General features: G+C 42.1%; 11 protein-coding genes. 9 read left to right on the top strand and 2 right to left on the bottom strand.

All coding sequences use genetic code 11. The annotated features are described in order from the left end of the window. Positions 1-160: 160 nt before the first annotated feature. The 9 genes from F597_RS0110850 to F597_RS0110810 all read left to right on the top strand — a co-directional run bounded on the left by F597_RS0110850 (position 161) and on the right by F597_RS0110810 (position 12,518). Positions 161-1,375 carry a hypothetical protein gene (locus F597_RS0110850; protein ID WP_019539766.1) on the top strand — a complete coding sequence of 405 codons (1,215 nt, stop codon included), beginning with the start codon at positions 161-163 and terminating at the stop codon, positions 1,373-1,375. A gap of 75 nt (positions 1,376-1,450) precedes the next feature. Beyond that, positions 1,451-3,460 carry an excinuclease ABC subunit UvrB gene (uvrB, locus tag F597_RS0110845; RefSeq protein WP_019539765.1) on the top strand — a complete coding sequence of 670 codons (2,010 nt, stop codon included), beginning with the start codon at positions 1,451-1,453 and terminating at the stop codon, positions 3,458-3,460. Between the two features lie 108 nt (positions 3,461-3,568). After that, positions 3,569-5,233, top strand: a complete 1,665-nt coding sequence (locus F597_RS0110840) for a formate--tetrahydrofolate ligase (RefSeq protein ID WP_019539764.1) — start codon at positions 3,569-3,571, stop codon at positions 5,231-5,233. 175 nt (positions 5,234-5,408) lie between these two features. Then, positions 5,409-6,575 carry an efflux RND transporter periplasmic adaptor subunit gene (locus F597_RS0110835; protein ID WP_139224088.1) on the top strand — a complete coding sequence of 389 codons (1,167 nt, stop codon included), beginning with the start codon at positions 5,409-5,411 and terminating at the stop codon, positions 6,573-6,575. Between the two features lie 51 nt (positions 6,576-6,626). Beyond that, positions 6,627-7,871 (top strand): efflux RND transporter periplasmic adaptor subunit, encoded by a 1,245-nt coding sequence (locus tag F597_RS0110830; protein ID WP_019539762.1) that lies wholly within the window; start codon positions 6,627-6,629, stop codon positions 7,869-7,871. 32 nt (positions 7,872-7,903) lie between these two features. Next, positions 7,904-8,908 (top strand): HlyD family secretion protein, encoded by a 1,005-nt coding sequence (locus tag F597_RS0110825; RefSeq protein ID WP_019539761.1) that lies wholly within the window; start codon positions 7,904-7,906, stop codon positions 8,906-8,908. An 8-nt stretch (positions 8,909-8,916) separates the two neighbouring features. Beyond that, the gene (locus F597_RS0110820) at positions 8,917-10,155 is read left to right on the top strand and encodes an ABC transporter permease (RefSeq protein ID WP_019539760.1); all 1,239 of its coding nucleotides are present in this window, start codon (positions 8,917-8,919) and stop codon (positions 10,153-10,155) included. Positions 10,156-10,166: 11 nt separating this feature from the next. Beyond that, on the top strand, positions 10,167-10,865 hold the full coding sequence (locus F597_RS0110815; protein ID WP_019539759.1) for an ABC transporter ATP-binding protein: 699 nt from the start codon (positions 10,167-10,169) through the stop codon (positions 10,863-10,865). Between the two features lie 291 nt (positions 10,866-11,156). Then, complete coding sequence (locus F597_RS0110810; RefSeq protein ID WP_245542025.1) at positions 11,157-12,518, top strand: TolC family protein; 1,362 nt, start codon at positions 11,157-11,159, stop codon at positions 12,516-12,518. Between the two features lie 4 nt (positions 12,519-12,522). On the opposite strand, the gene hemW is transcribed toward F597_RS0110810, so the two are convergent. Next, positions 12,523-13,650, bottom strand: a complete 1,128-nt coding sequence (gene hemW / locus F597_RS0110805) for a radical SAM family heme chaperone HemW (RefSeq protein ID WP_019539757.1) — start codon at positions 13,648-13,650, stop codon at positions 12,523-12,525. A 30-nt stretch (positions 13,651-13,680) separates the two neighbouring features. Beyond that, positions 13,681-14,457: a glycerophosphodiester phosphodiesterase gene (locus F597_RS0110800; RefSeq protein ID WP_019539756.1), complete on the bottom strand. Its 777-nt coding sequence runs from the start codon at positions 14,455-14,457 to the stop codon at positions 13,681-13,683. Positions 14,458-15,565: the final 1,108 nt, after the last annotated feature.

The raw sequence follows: 15,565 nt of genomic DNA, 5'->3' as shown, positions 1-15,565 counted from the left end.
TTTTAGAAGAGAATCAACCATGAGTGGAATACAGTAATGTGATAAATGGAAGAATAAAAAAATGGTGGTGTAACGTCTAAGGGTGATAGGAATTATGCCGGTTTCAAAAAATCTTGTAAATTTGTAGATAAGTAAGAGTTCCCATTAATTCTGGAAAAATATGTCTCAATCTTGTCCCCTTTGTGGAAAAACCAAGCCGGAAGAAGCGCTTTTTTGTGATGATTGTACGAGGAAGATCCATACTGAATATGAAGTAGAGATTCCGAAGGAAATTGAAGAAAAGAATACTTCTGCTGCTGAAAATTTGCTTATGCAGGAACAACTGGAGGATAGGACCGGCAATTCCGCGTTATCCCAAAAAGAAATAGTCAATCAGGATCATAACGGTTTAAATCATCCTGATGAAGAGGAAGAGCGTGAATGGGAAGTGGAATCAAAAATAGGGGCAAATGAGGAGGAAATGGAGACGGAAAAAACGCTACCGAAGAAGAAAAAGAAGGTAGGGGCGCCGGTTTTATTTGTACTGGTGACTGCTCTTCTGGCAGGAGCCTTTTTTATGTATAACGCTACCATACGGAAGAGTAACCTGGATCGCAGCGGATGGGATGCAGCTGTAAAAGTAAATTCGGTAGAGGGATATCTGGCTTATATGGAAGCACATCCGCGGGGTGCGCACTTTGACGAAGCACAGGCCGGCCTGCGCAGACTGAAATCGGAAGAAGCCGCCGCATGGGAAAAGATGAAAGAAACTGACAACGTTACCGAGTTGCGTGATTTCTTAGACAGGCATACCGATAGTCCTTACGCCCCGTTAGTAAGGACAAGACTCGATTCACTTATATGGATAGGCACTTTGCAAATGAATACGCCAGAGTCATACTCTGATTATATCATGTTGGCTGAGAACGGTGGTATTGCAGGCGATTATATTGCAGAAGCACGAAAGAGATATGATTTGCTTTCCCGGCCGCAATCGACCGATGCCGTTACATTGGATAGTATACGTGCTACAGTAGGCGGATTTTTTATAGCCCTTTCTGCCTTAGATCATAATGGTATGGTTCGCTATCTGGCACCTACTGTGTATCGCTTCTTCAATTCAGGTGCCGCTACCCGTGAAAGAATTGCCGGTGAGCTGCTTGTGACGGGTGCACAGACAGAAGGTGCCACTCTGAAATTTACTCCGGATCTGGAGTCACTACAATATGAAGTGACGAGCAGCAACCATTACAAAATCAATGTCCCACTTCGGAAATCTTATCAGAAAGATGGTGCCACGGAAGAGGTACATGGCTATATTGCCCACATTGAGCTGGATACACTGTTTCAGATTGTCAGCATATTTGAAACAAAGCCTTATCCTGAAGCGCCTTAGTGGTAATGGTTACAGGCGTTGTCCAAGACAGCAATCCCGAAAACTAAATTCAATTCTGTTTGTTAAAGAATACCTATGGATTTTCAACTTACATCAGCATATCAACCTACCGGAGATCAACCGGAAGCAATCGCGGCACTGGTAGAGGGACTCCGGCAGAAAGTCCCTTATCAGACCCTGTTAGGTGTTACCGGATCGGGTAAGACTTTTACGGTGGCCAATGTGATTGCACAGATAAATAAACCCACCTTAGTGCTGAGTCACAATAAAACACTTGCAGCACAACTTTATAGCGAGTTCAAGAGTTTCTTTCCAAATAATGCGGTGGAATATTTTGTATCCTACTACGATTATTATCAGCCGGAGGCTTATATCCCTACGACCGATACCTATATAGAAAAGGATCTTTCCATCAATGATGAGATTGAAAAACTGCGGCTCGCAGCCACCTCCTCACTGCTTTCGGGAAGAAACGATGTGATAGTGGTTTCTTCAGTTTCCTGTCTGTATGGTATCGGGAATCCCGAAGATTTTAACAAGACGACTATCGATATCCGTGAGGGGCAGGTGATGGAGCGCGACCAATTATTGCGCCTGCTGGTAAACAGTCTTTATTCACGTAACGAAACGGCCGACTTCAACCGTGGGAATTTCCGGGTGAAAGGCGATACGGTAGATGTTTTCCTGGCATACCACGATTATATCATCCGCGTTATCTTCTGGGGGGATGAGATAGAGAGTATTGAATCGGTAGATCCCCTCAGTGGGATCACCATTGAACGGTTGGATTCTTACCGGATATTTCCAGCCAACCTTTTTGTCACCACGCAGGAACGTATTAACAGGGCGATAGATGAAATACAGATCGATCTGGGAAAACAGGTGGAGTTCTTTCAGTCTATCGGAAAACCGTATGAGGCCAAGCGACTTTACGAAAGGGTGACCTATGACCTGGAGATGATCAAGGAGATAGGTTATTGTTCCGGGATAGAGAACTATTCCCGCTATTTCGACGGCCGTGCCGCCGGTACACGTCCTTTCTGTCTCCTCGACTTCTTTCCCGAAGACTATCTCACTGTTATTGACGAAAGCCATGTCACCATCCCGCAGATCCGTGCTATGTACGGGGGCGATCACTCCCGCAAGATCAATCTTGTAGAATTTGGGTTCCGGCTTCCGGCAGCGATCGATAACCGTCCGCTGAAGTTCGAAGAGTTTGAAGCGATTACCCCTGAGATTATTTTTGTGAGCGCCACCCCTGCTGATTATGAACTGGAAAAATCGGAAGGGATTGTGGTCGACCAGTTGATTCGTCCTACAGGGTTGCTCGATCCGCCTATAGATGTGCGTCCCAGCCTGAACCAGATCGACGACCTGATGGAAGAGATCCGGCAGCGCGTGGAGGTCGATGAGCGGGTATTGGTGACTACCCTCACCAAACGGATGGCCGAAGAACTGACCGATTACCTGACAAAGAATGGTGTACGGTGTAATTATATCCACTCCGATGTAGAGACATTGGAGAGGGTGAAGATCATGGATGAATTGCGTAGCGGGTTGTTCGACGTGTTGATCGGTGTGAATCTGTTGCGTGAAGGGTTGGATTTACCCGAGGTATCGCTTGTGGCAGTACTGGATGCCGACAAGGAAGGATTTCTCCGCTCCCATCGATCCCTTACCCAGACAGCCGGTCGTGCGGCACGTAACGTGAACGGAAAGGTGATTTTCTATGCCGATAAAATGACCGATAGTATGCAGATGACTATCGACGAGACCAATCGCAGGCGTGAAAAGCAGATAAAATATAATGAAGAGCATGGCATCACACCGCAGCAGATAAAGAAGGCACGCTCATCGGTATTGACCAGAGAATATAAAATAACAGCTGAAGCAAAAGCATATATAGAACCGGATTATTATGCTTTGGCGGCGGAACCGATACCTGAGTATGCTTCGACCGACGACCTGAAGAAAAAAATTGAGCAGACGAGGAAAGCAATGATGGCAGCAGCAAAAAAACTGGAATTCTTAGAGGCGGCACAATTGCGTGATCAGTTGATCATGCTGGAAGAAAAACTGAAATAAGGTGGGAAAGTGGGAAGGTGGGAAGGTGAAAACTAAAGAGGGAAGGATGATGTGATGATTTGTTAATCAGTAAATCGTTAAATCAACAAATAAGTAAATCAATTTTAGATGAAATCAGACATTCAAATTGCGAGGGAAACACCCCTGAGAAAAATTAAAGATATAGCAGAGAGTATAGGGATCGATCGCGAAGAAGTGATCGGTTTCGGAAGACATATGGCAAAGATACCTCTCCATCTTATCGATCAGGAAAAAATTAGCCGTAGTAATCTTATATTAGTGACGGCGATTACCGCTACCAAGGCGGGTATCGGTAAGACAACCGTTTCCATAGGGTTGGCGTTGGGATTGAACAAGATTGGGAAGAAAGCTATCATTGCATTACGTGAACCCTCATTAGGCCCTGTATTCGGGATGAAAGGCGGTGCTGCGGGTGGAGGATATGCCCAGGTGCTTCCTATGGAAAACATCAATCTCCATTTTACTGGTGATTTCCATGCTGTGACCACAGCCCATAATACCATTTCTGCGCTGCTCGACAACTATATCTTTCGCGTGCAAGGTACTGGCGAGGCGATCAAAGAGGTGCTCTGGAAACGGGTACTGGATGTAAACGACCGAAATCTGCGTTATATTGTTACGGGACTCGGACCGAGTAACGGGATACCTCAGGAAGGAGGTTTCGATATTACCGCTGCATCAGAGCTGATGGCTATCCTTTGCTTAGCAGAAGATGAACCCGATCTCCGCAGACGGATAGAGAATATACTCCTGGGATACAGGATCGACGGTGAACCATTCACTGTAAAAGATCTGGGCGTGGCAGGCGCTATCACCGTATTGATGAAAGATGCCATCCATCCTAACCTGGTGCAGACTACTGAAAATACAGCTGCTTTTATACACGGTGGTCCGTTCGCCAATATCGCGCATGGATGTAACTCGGTCCTGGCTACCAAAATGGCGATGTCATATGGTGATTACGTGGTGACTGAGGCAGGTTTCGGGGCTGATCTGGGTGCAGAGAAATTTTTCAATATCAAGTGCCGTAAGAGCGGATTGCGTCCCAAACTGACCGTCATTGTTGCTACAGCGCAGGGGTTGAAGATGCACGGAGGCACACCGGAGAAGATGATCAAAGAGCCCGATATGGAAGGTTTGAGAAAAGGATTGGAGAATCTGGGGAAACATCTTGAAAACCTGGCTGGTTTTGGTCAGTCGGTCGTGGTGGCATTTAATAAATATGCTTTTGATACCGCTGAAGAGATCGATATGGTACGTACCTTTTGTCATGATCGTGGAGTGTCGTTTGCTGTCAATGAGGCGTTTACCGACGGAGGTGCAGGTGCCGTGGAGTTGGCCGAAGCGGTAGTAGATGCCGTCGAGAACAGACCATCAGGGGATTTGAAATTTACTTACGACGATGAGGATGATATCGAAACCAAGCTTACCAAGATTGCCACGCGGATTTATGGTGCACGCGATGTGGTAATGGGTGAGAAAGCATTGAAAAAACTGAAACTGGTTGAAGGAACACCCCTCGAAAAGATGCCGGTATGCATCGCTAAAACACAATACTCTTTCTCAGCCGACCCCAAATGGTATGGAGTAGCTAAAGATTTCCGGTTTAAAATCAATGATCTGGTGATTAACCGTGGTTCGGAGTTTATCGTTGCCATCGCCGGTGAGATGATGCGTATGCCCGGATTACCCGCCGATCCGCAGGCCAAACGGATAGATATCGTTAACGGAGAAGTGGAAGGATTGAGTTGATATCATTTTTAGGTGTAATATTTTTTGGTATATCATCTTTTTTTTCGATATTTGCAACAAACAGGGGTGAATACCAAAATTTTTTTTATTGCACTATCGATCTAATCATATTATCTTCAAAAAAGATAAGATAATTTTTATTTTAACTTTATTCTTTTGTCTCTCTTCATGTAATTTGAAAAATAAAGAGAGTATATCTACTTATACCGTTTCCAAAACGGATTTTGAGAATTCGATTTTAATTGAAGGTATAGTCGAGCCTATCCGGTTTACAACCTTGGCTTGTCCGGGTAATGTAGACGGGATAGTCACCTTCCTGATTGATAATGGTACATATGTCAACGAAGGAGATATAGTATGTATTATTGAGGATAATAATCAACAGAACAACTATGACAACCTGCAAATTGCATTGGAAAATGCTACGGCTGAATTGAACAAGGTCAATGCCGATTTGAAGATGCAATACGCTCTCTTGGAAGCACAGGTGAAGAATAACGAGGTCGATACGGACATCGCCCATCTTGATTCCTTGCAACTCAAATTTGCCACGCCAACCCAGAGAAGAATCAAGGAATTAGAACTTGAAAGGGCATACATAGAAAAAGTAAAATTCGAACAGAAACTGAATGCCCTTGATATCATTAATCAGTCCGAAATAAGAAAGTTGGAAATAAATATCCAGCAGTTGACCAACCGTTTACAATCAGCAGAAAAAATTCTTGAAGAGTTGACTATCAGGGCTCCTAAAAAAGGATTGGCTATTATTGCCGATTCCCGCATGACAGGCGCCAAGTTAAAAGTGGGGGACAATGTCTGGAATAATATGCCGGTGGTTATTATCCCTGAGATGTCGGAAATGAAGGTGAAAATGGCTGTCAATGAAACAGATTTCAAACAGATCAATGAAAACGATTCTGTGGCTTACACCTTTGAGGCCATGCCGGGGAACAGTGCATATGGAAGAATAACCAAAAAATTACCCGTCGGACAACCCTATAAAAGAGATTCAAAAGTGAAGTTTTTTGAGGTAGAAGCATCTATCGATAGTGTGATACAGCTTCCCGAACCGGGATTTACAGCAAACAGCCGTGTAATTACAACCTATATCGGAGATACCATCGTAATTCCCCAGATTGCCATTTATGATGTTGATTCGATGAAGGTCGTGTATGTCAGGAATAATAATAAATATGAGATGCGCCAAATTGCAACCGGCCCGTCGTCAATAAAAGAATCGATAGTTACCACAGGTTTAAGAAAGGGAGAAGTAATTTCTCTGATTAAACCGCCCGCTTCATTTATAAGAGGGAAGAGGTTCCTCTCGGACTCAATTCGTTAGGGTGTGATATTGCTTCAATGATTTTACAACAATAAGATAAATACTGATAAAATGAGGAACAAGTTTAATACGCTTTTTTTTCTCCTTTTTTGTTTGATATTCTTTGCTGCATGCGGCCGGAAAGAAACTCAGCAAGTACCTGTAGGAAAAGTGGCAAAAGGAACTCTTTTTCTTGATTTGTATGAAGAAGGAGAAATAGAAGCTGTACAATCTATCAATATTGTGGCGCCTCTTATCTCATGGAGATATGGTAATCTGAAAATTACCGAACTGGTAAAAGATGGACAGGAGGTGAAAGCAGGAGACACACTCATCGTTTTCGACCCGTCGGAAGTTCTTAAAGGCATTGTAGAAGCGGAGTCGAGTCTGGAAATAGCCAAGGCTGAGTTTGAGAAGATGATCGCTCAGCAGAAATCCGATCTGGAAGAACTGAGAGCCGGCTATGAGGTGGCGCGAATTTCCCATGAAATATCTAAAATACGATTTGAGTCGGCAGAGTATGAATCGGAGATAAAGAAAAAAGAGATACAACTGAATCTTGATAAGGCAGATATTGCTTTGGAAAGAGCCAAAGAACAGATAGATAACCGGATAAAAATACAGAGGGAAGAAGTGAAGCAAAAAAATCTTTCCATCATGCAATTTCAATCCCGGCTTGATGAAGCGCATGAAACACTGAAAAAATTGTCTGTGGTTACTCCTTCATCCGGAATTGCCATCATCTCACGGAACTGGAGCAGTAACAATAAATTTCAGATTGGCGATCAATGCTGGGGTGGATTTCCCATTATCCAGCTCCCCGATCTGGCCGTGTTAAAAGCAACGGTAAGGATTAACGAAGTGGATGTAGCGAAAATCAGTAAAGGTCTGAAAGTCGAGATAAAGCCGGATGCATTTTCGGATAGTATCTTCACCGGGACAGTCAACTCAATTGCCAATCTTGCCGTGAATAAAGACGGATCATCGAAGATAAAAGTATTTCCGGTTGAAATATTGCTGAACGAGTCGGACAAGCACCTGCTCCCCGGCCTTACCGTGAGTTGCAGAATTATTATAGACAAGATAGAAGATGTGCTTTATATTCCTTTGGATGCGGTGAGACCAGAGGGAGATAAGAACTTTGTCTATAAAAAAAGTACAAGTGGTTATGATAAAATAGAAGTTGAGACCGGCCAGAATAATACCGATTACGTGGTCGTTGTCAATGGACTCAAAGAAGGGGATGAAATTGCACTGGTGGATCCCTTTGCAGTAGAACCCGACGAGAAGAAACCGGAAAGCAGTGAGGCGGGATAATTGACAATTGTCAATTAATAAAAAATGATTGTATGAAAAAAAGCATTATATATAGTCTTTCGGTAGTGTTTTTCCTGCTGTTGTTTTCTATTTCCTGTAAAAAGGGAGTTTGGTCGGAGGGTAATGAAAGAAGAACATCGGATGGAAGTACCATTATAGAAACGGGAGAGCTTGCTGCCGTCAATTCCATATCCTTTGTCATACCGAGGTACGGGCGGCATTGGTATCAAATGAAGATCATCGGGCTGCTGAATCATGGAGAAATAGTGAAAAAAGGAGATTCGATTGCTCAACTGGATCCTGCAGATATCAATAAATTTATCCTGGATCAGGAGAGTAATCTGGAAACACAATTAGCCGTGTTGGAAAAATTGTATGTGGAACAGGAAAACAGGGAACAGGAAAGCGAATCGAGAATCAGAAACGAACTGGCGTCATTCGATTTAAAAAAGATCGAATTGGAAGCATCCCGTTTTGAATCGGAACGGTTACGACGGATAAAAAAACTGGAGTTTGACCAGGCAGAGATCAATCTTGAGAAAGAGAAAAGGATCTATGAGTTGAATAAGGTCATCAATGCTAACGATTTAAAAATTCAGGAGATCAGGGTCGAACAGATTAGAAAAGAGATAGAAAATGCAAAAGCATTGCTGCCGACACTTACTTTACGGACACCTGTATCAGGCGTATTTCAGATTGAATTGAATCGGCAAAATATCAATCCTACTTTATACAAAATAGGGGATAATATTTATGCGGGAAATAATTTGGCCAAAGTTCCCGAACTGGAGTTTATGAAAGTGAATACCCAGGTGAATGAGACCGACTTTCTGAAAATAGAGGTCAACCAGAAAGTATCAGTTCGTTTAGATGCATTGCCAAAGGTGGTCTTTGAAGGTGAAATAGCCTATATCGGGAAGTTATGCAGGTTGAAAGACCAAAAATCCCGTCAAAGAGTTTTTGATGTGGAAGTCAGGATATTAGAGCCGGATGAGAGATTAAAGCCGGGGATGACAGTGAGTTGTGAATTTTTATAAAACAGCATATGCAATACGGTGAAAATATTCGCTTGGCACTTCAGGGACTGGTTGACCACAAATTTCGCTCTTTCCTGACAATGCTGGGAATCATATTTGGTGTGGCATCGGTGATTACTATGTTATCGATCGGGGAAGGTGCAAAACGCGAGGCTATTGCGAAATACCAGGATTTGGGGGTAAACAATATCATTGTCAGGGAAAAATCACTCTCCGATGAAGAGCTGGAAGAGGTGCGGGCTAAATTCTCCCAGGGTCTTTCCATTCAGGATGCCAATGTCATTAAGGAAATTGTCCCGGGAGTTGAAAGGGTTGCATCGCAGGCAGAAAAAAATACCGAAGTGAAGTTTGATGACAAATCGGTAAAATCTACTGTTATAGGCATTACACCCGATTTTCTCAGTTTGATGAATTATAAAGTCCAACAAGGCTACTTCATCAATGAAAAACATTACAACGAACGATTAAAGGTCTGTGTCCTGGGTGCGGGTGTGGCTGCCAGTTTTTTTAAAGGTGAAGATCCTATCGGTAAGCTGGTAAAGATAGACGACCAATGGCTGGAAGTGATTGGCATACTGGCATCGAAAAGTCTTTTTACTGAAACCGTAGGTGAACTGGCTGCAAGGGATCTGAATACGGATGTCTATGTGCCGTTATCTTTGTTCCTGAACCGTTTTACACGGGATAATATCCTCTCCAGTGAAATACAGCAGATCACGGTGCAGATCAATAATTCGGATAAATTGATCGAGGCTTCCAAAATTATTGATGAAATATTAAAGAGACATCACTTTAATAATGACGATTACAGTATTGTGATCCCTTACGAGCTTCTTAAACAGGAAGAAAAAGAACGGCAGATCTATAACTTCCTTTTGGGAGCCATTGCTGCCATATCGTTATTGGTAGGAGGCATAGGTATTATGAACATTATGCTGGCAACTGTAATGGAGCGTACACGCGAGATAGGGATCCGAAGATCGGTAGGAGCCCGGAAGATCGATATTATGAGCCAGTTTGTCACCGAATCGGTGGCAATCAGTATTACCGGTGGATTGATAGGTGTGCTGATCGGTGTAGTATTGTCGTTGATCGTTACCCTGTTTACGGATATAACCACCTTTATCAAACCCTACTCCGTTTTTATCGCATTCTCCTTTTCGGTAATCGTGGGGGTGAGTTTTGGCTATCTGCCGGCAAAGAACGCCGCCAATTTGAAACCTGTAGACTCTATCCGTTACGAATAAAATAAAATGATATGTTGATAGAAATAAAAAACCTGAAGAAGAGTTATTCCCTCGGAGAAAGTGAAATCCCTGTCATACACGGTATCAACCTCTATATCGAAAAAAACGAATATGTGGCGATCATGGGGCCTTCCGGTTCGGGTAAGTCGACATTAATGAATATCCTCGGTTGCCTGGATACCGCATCGAGCGGGCATTACTATCTGAACAATATTGATGTGAATACTTTGGATGATGATGCCCTTTCGCTTACCAGAAACAGGGAAATAGGTTTTATTTTTCAGAATTTTAATCTGCTGCCTCGGTTGAATGCCATTCAGAATGTGGAATTGCCGTTAGTTTATGCGGGAATACCGGGTATTGAGCGCCGGGAAAAGGCATTGAAAGCTTTGGAAAGGGTAGGGTTGTCTGACCGGTTGCATCATAAACCTTCGGAATTGAGTGGCGGACAGCGACAGAGAGTAGCTATTGCCAGGGCTCTGGTAACCAATCCCGGGATATTGTTGGCGGATGAACCTACCGGAGCGCTCGATTCTAAAACAGGGGTAGAGATCATGAGGTTGTTCGATGAATTGCACAAAGAAGGAAACACCATTATTTTAATTACGCATGAACAGGAAATAGCAGACTATGCCCATCGGAATATTTATCTGAAAGACGGGATGATCCATTCCGATAAGCCGAATCTTAAAAGAAAACAATTAAGTTGATAATTAGAATTAAGAAATTAGAATTAAGAAATTAGAATTGGGAAGTGAAGAAGTAAAGAAATTTAAAAGTCTTGATTTTTGGTCCTTGACTCTTGGTTCTAATATTTACTTTTCACTTTTAGTTTTTCACTTTTCACTTTTTATTAATTCCCAAATCAATAGAATCTTATGAAAAAATTGTTTTTAATCTGTACATATTTATGTGTCTCTTCACTGTTATTGCATAGTCAGTCGGTGCATACCCTTACTTTGGAAGAAAGTATCGAGATAGCTAAGAGCAAAAGTTACAGTATGTTGAAATTAGGAGAAGACCTTAAAATTGCCGAATATAATTTGAAGTCCGCTACCAGCCGGTTGAAGACGCATATTGATATGACCATTGGAGCTCCTCAATACACTGAAACTATTGAAAGCTGGAAAGATACCACGGGTATTACCTTTTATTATCCTGTGAAAGAGCTGGGTTATTCCACCATATTGACTATCAACCAGCCTTTGCCGACAGATGGTAATATATTTATTCAGAATATGTTATCAAGTGGAGAAAATTTAAATAGCAATTTCCGTTCTTCCCGTCTGCGTTCCCGTATTGGATTTAGTCAGCCGCTCCATTCTTTTTATGCATACAATAATATCCGGTCGACACTTAAAAGAGCGGAACTTGATTACGAACGCTCCAGCAAACAGTATAAAAGGGAAGAATTGAATCTTGTATATCAGGTAAGTAGCGCATATTATAATTTATTGTCGCTCCAAAGAAGTACGGAGATCGCCCATCTCGACCTGGAAAGGCAAATGGATGCACATGAAATATCGCAGAATAAATATGCTGCCGGATTGATACGTGAAGTAGATGCTTTACAGATGGAGGTCGATTTGGCCGAAGCGCAAAATAATCACGATATTGCGGTTTTAAATGAAGTGTCTGCCAAAAACTCCTTCAAAGAATTGTTAGGGTTGAATTTGGATGATAGCGTGACATTGAACAACGAGTTAAACTATCAGATTATAATAGTCGATCCTGAGAAGGCTATTGAGATGGCACTCAAAAACAGGTTGGAGGTCAGAGAGCAGGAGATACAGATAGAATTGCAGAAGTTGAACATAAAGCAGCAGAAATCAAACGGAATGATCAGAGGGAGTATCGACGCTTATTTTGAAAGGGCCGGTATAGATCAGCAAACCGATATTGGTCTTTTCCCTTCCATTAGAAATTCATACAGAAACCTGATAGATAGAAATTCCAGTTATGGTGTGGGGTTGACCATTACAATACCCATCCTCGATTGGGGAGAAAACAAGGCTTTGGTAAGAGCTTCCGAATCTCGGTTAAAACAATACAATTATCGGAAAGAAGAGGTTGAAAGGGAAATAGAGACCGAAGTGAAAAATCTTATTGCCAGCATCAACAGCAATTTAAAAAGATTGCAGGTGCTGGAAAAAAATGTGGTGGTTGCCGAAAAAAGTTTTGAGATAACACGCCAGCGGTTTTCTGACGGGGACATTGACAGTCAGGGGTTGGCGTTGGAGAGGAATCGTCTGAACAATGCTTATACATCCCACCTGAGAGCGTATATCAATTATCAACTGTCATTGGCTGATCTGATGAGGAAAACCTTTTATGATTTCCAGAATCAGTTGGAAGTAGAGTAATCACTTAACCGACCCACATCAGGTCGCTCATAATACCGTCAGATATAAAGATACCGTCGCGGGTCAGTTTCAACCTGTCGTCTTCGGTTTTGAGCAGATTCCTGTCAAGGTACTTTCGTGCATTTTGTAAGCAGTAGCGGTAAAATTCATCACCAAAGCGGGTTATAAGTTCCCTAAGATCGAGTCCCCACATAGTACGCAGACCAGTAAGCACGGTTTCATTATATTTTTCACTGAGGCTCAGATATTCTGTTTCACGGTTCAATATGCCCGATTCTATACCTCTGATATACCGGATAAGTGACGGCACATTCAAGGAACGGTTGTCACCATCGAACGAATGGGCTGCCGGCCCTAAACCGAGGTATTTCTCGTTCTTCCAATAAGAACTGTTATGTCGTGAAAAGTAACCCTCTTTCCCAAATGCTGAAATTTCATAGTGGATATATCCATGCGAGGTGAGCTGGTCAATCAGCATAGTGAACATGGTGGTGCTGACCTCTTCACCTATCGGTTTTATTCTGCCGGCTTGTAAAAGCCTGTACATTTTTGTTTTCTCTTCATAGATAAGATGGTAGGAGGAGATATGAGGGATATCGAGGGCAATGGCCTGTGCCAGATTATACTGCCAAATCTCCTCTGTCTGTTGCGGTAATCCATACATCAGGTCGATGCTTATATTCCCGAAACCATGTTGCTGGCATCTCTTCACGGTGTCGATGGCCTGCTGTGCTGAATGCCGCCGACTCAGGAATTTCAACTCTTCGTCGTCAAAACTCTGTATGCCGATGCTGAGGCGGTTGACAGGTAATTGGGAGAGCATCTCCACATACGCCTCCGAAAGATCGTCGGGGTTTGCTTCCACCGTGATCTCCACCTCCGGGGCAATGAAATAATGGTGCTGTAGTGCATCGAATATCTTGTCGAAATGTTCCTGCCGGAGTCGTGAAGGGGTTCCACCGCCAAAGTAAACGGTCTTCACCTGTTCCGGAATCTCATCTTTTCTTATCCTGGCTTCGGCACAGAGTGCATCGACGAAAGCATCCATCTGCGTTTCGTTGGTACCGGTGTAAAAATCACAGTAAGTACACCGGGTTTTACAAAAAGGAATATGGATATATATGCCCGCCACTTTTTTACTCTTTTGCAGTCCGTTTCAAAATCATTGTGCCTGTAGTATCTCTTTTACCAGCAAAGGTTCATCGGTGGTAATATAATCTACTTTCAGGTCAATGATCTTTTGGATATCTTCTGGTTTGTTCACCGTCCATACATTTACTTTTTGCCCCAACGCGTGTGCTTCCTTCACCCATTCTGGTTTTTGATACAACACGTTGAAGTGATAGTCGAATCCGCTCAACCCCATTTTAGCAAGCACACGTGGTGACAAATCGCCATTGAGATAATAGACCGGTGCGTCCGGATCGAGTTTTCTGACCTGCTGTACAAAATTAATTCCGAAAGAAATATATTCCACTCTATCCTGCAGTCCGCGTTCATGTATCATATCGATCACTTTCTTCGCCAGATCATCCTCCATCTCTTTTGATCTGTGCGTTTTGAACTCAATGATCAGTTTGGTGTGCTTGCATTGGGAGAAAGCATTCAGGTACTCTTCCATTGTCGGGAGTGGTTCTCCGTTGGCAAGTTTTACCTTTCTGAGCGTAGCGGCCGGTGTGTCCTGTACAATCAGCTTCTTTCCCTCCAGAGTGACATCAGCATCGTGATTTACCACCGGAATACCATCAGAAGAGAGCCATATATCTACCTCAGAGCCATATACATGGATGGAATCGGCTTTCATCAGGGCTGCAATGGAGTTCTGTGCCGAACCGTCGGTCTTCCAGTAACCACGGTGGGCGATGATCTCAGTTTGTGACCAGCCATAAACGGCAATAAATAAGATAAATAAGAGACTTAGATAAATTCTTTTGTCCATACTGGTAATTGTTTGTAATATTATTAAAACAAATATACATTATTAAATCCACAAATCCGTTACATTTCTGTGAATTTGGAGAACTATAGATTGATTTTAGCTGAGAAATCCCGGCTCTAAAACAACCTTTATTCCTGACCCTTGATGTTTTACTCTTGATTCAGAGGAGTGTTATTCAATAGAAAAACAAAAAGGTTGAAGGTAAGGTATGTTGTTATATAAATGAGGTGAAACTCTTTTTGTTCTTATTAACGATATAGTGTTAAATTTTGTGCAAGGCAAAGAGACGGTGATTAAAATGGAAGAAGTATGCAATTATTATTCGAAATAAATCCTTTCTTTTATATTATTGAATATTAATATTATATATAGGGGTTGTATTTTTTATTTTTAGAAATAAGAACCTTGATTAAAAATTAATGCATTTTTTATTTGCATAAATTGATTAATATATTTATTTTTGTTTTAATTAAAAATGTAAATTTGTACCAAAAGGTAAAACAAAATGACTTATAGCGTGAAAATATCAGCCTCTTATCCTTTCGTTTTCTGTATGTTAACGAATATTAACGGACGGGGGGGGTATTTTACACTATTTAACCAATTTGAAGAGATTTTTAAATCCTTCCCTTATCGTTTAAAATCAACAAATCCTTACTTCGAGACGGCGAGAGCCAGGTTATTTCATTTCCGGCTTGTTATCCGTTATAGATACCATTCGCATATTCCCCGAAAAAAAGAGGATTGTTCTATTTTCATCAGGCTCCGTAAAATATTTCGGGACATTTATTGGATGTTCCGGATAATATCATATTGCCGTGATTCAAAGGAATACGGCAGGTGTTTGTCATGTCTCTGCTTATCTGCTGTCTGTTTCGAAAAACTGTTCGGAACAGGTTTTGTAATACTGTTATTCACTTATCTAATTTTTTAAATTATGCTTAAAAACCATTTGATACTCTTGTTTATCAATAAACCAACTTAAAGCTGACTGGCTGATTTATCCTCTGTTCCACAGGTAATCTTGATGTATTGTCCGGTTTTGTGGAGAAGGGAGAATTAATAGAATGAAAGCATTCAATATCAGCGGAATGAATATTGAGGCAAA

This window comes from Proteiniphilum acetatigenes DSM 18083, assembly GCF_000380985.1.
In the GTDB taxonomy this organism is placed as follows: domain Bacteria; phylum Bacteroidota; class Bacteroidia; order Bacteroidales; family Dysgonomonadaceae; genus Proteiniphilum; species Proteiniphilum acetatigenes.
The sequence above is the reverse complement of the archived record's forward strand: the minus strand, read 5'-3'. Positions and strand labels throughout refer to the sequence as shown.

Coding starts and splice junctions, on each gene's coding strand:
- F597_RS0110850 (WP_019539766.1), top strand. CDS start 161: ATGTCTCAATCTTGTCCCCTTTGTGGAAAAACCAAGCCGGAAGAAGCG.
- uvrB (WP_019539765.1), top strand. CDS start 1,451: ATGGATTTTCAACTTACATCAGCATATCAACCTACCGGAGATCAACCG.
- F597_RS0110840 (WP_019539764.1), top strand. CDS start 3,569: ATGAAATCAGACATTCAAATTGCGAGGGAAACACCCCTGAGAAAAATT.
- F597_RS0110830 (WP_019539762.1), top strand. CDS start 6,627: ATGAGGAACAAGTTTAATACGCTTTTTTTTCTCCTTTTTTGTTTGATA.
- F597_RS0110825 (WP_019539761.1), top strand. CDS start 7,904: ATGAAAAAAAGCATTATATATAGTCTTTCGGTAGTGTTTTTCCTGCTG.
- F597_RS0110820 (WP_019539760.1), top strand. CDS start 8,917: ATGCAATACGGTGAAAATATTCGCTTGGCACTTCAGGGACTGGTTGAC.
- F597_RS0110815 (WP_019539759.1), top strand. CDS start 10,167: ATGTTGATAGAAATAAAAAACCTGAAGAAGAGTTATTCCCTCGGAGAA.
- F597_RS0110810 (WP_245542025.1), top strand. CDS start 11,157: ATGTTGAAATTAGGAGAAGACCTTAAAATTGCCGAATATAATTTGAAG.
- F597_RS0110800 (WP_019539756.1), bottom strand. CDS start 14,457: ATGGACAAAAGAATTTATCTAAGTCTCTTATTTATCTTATTTATTGCC.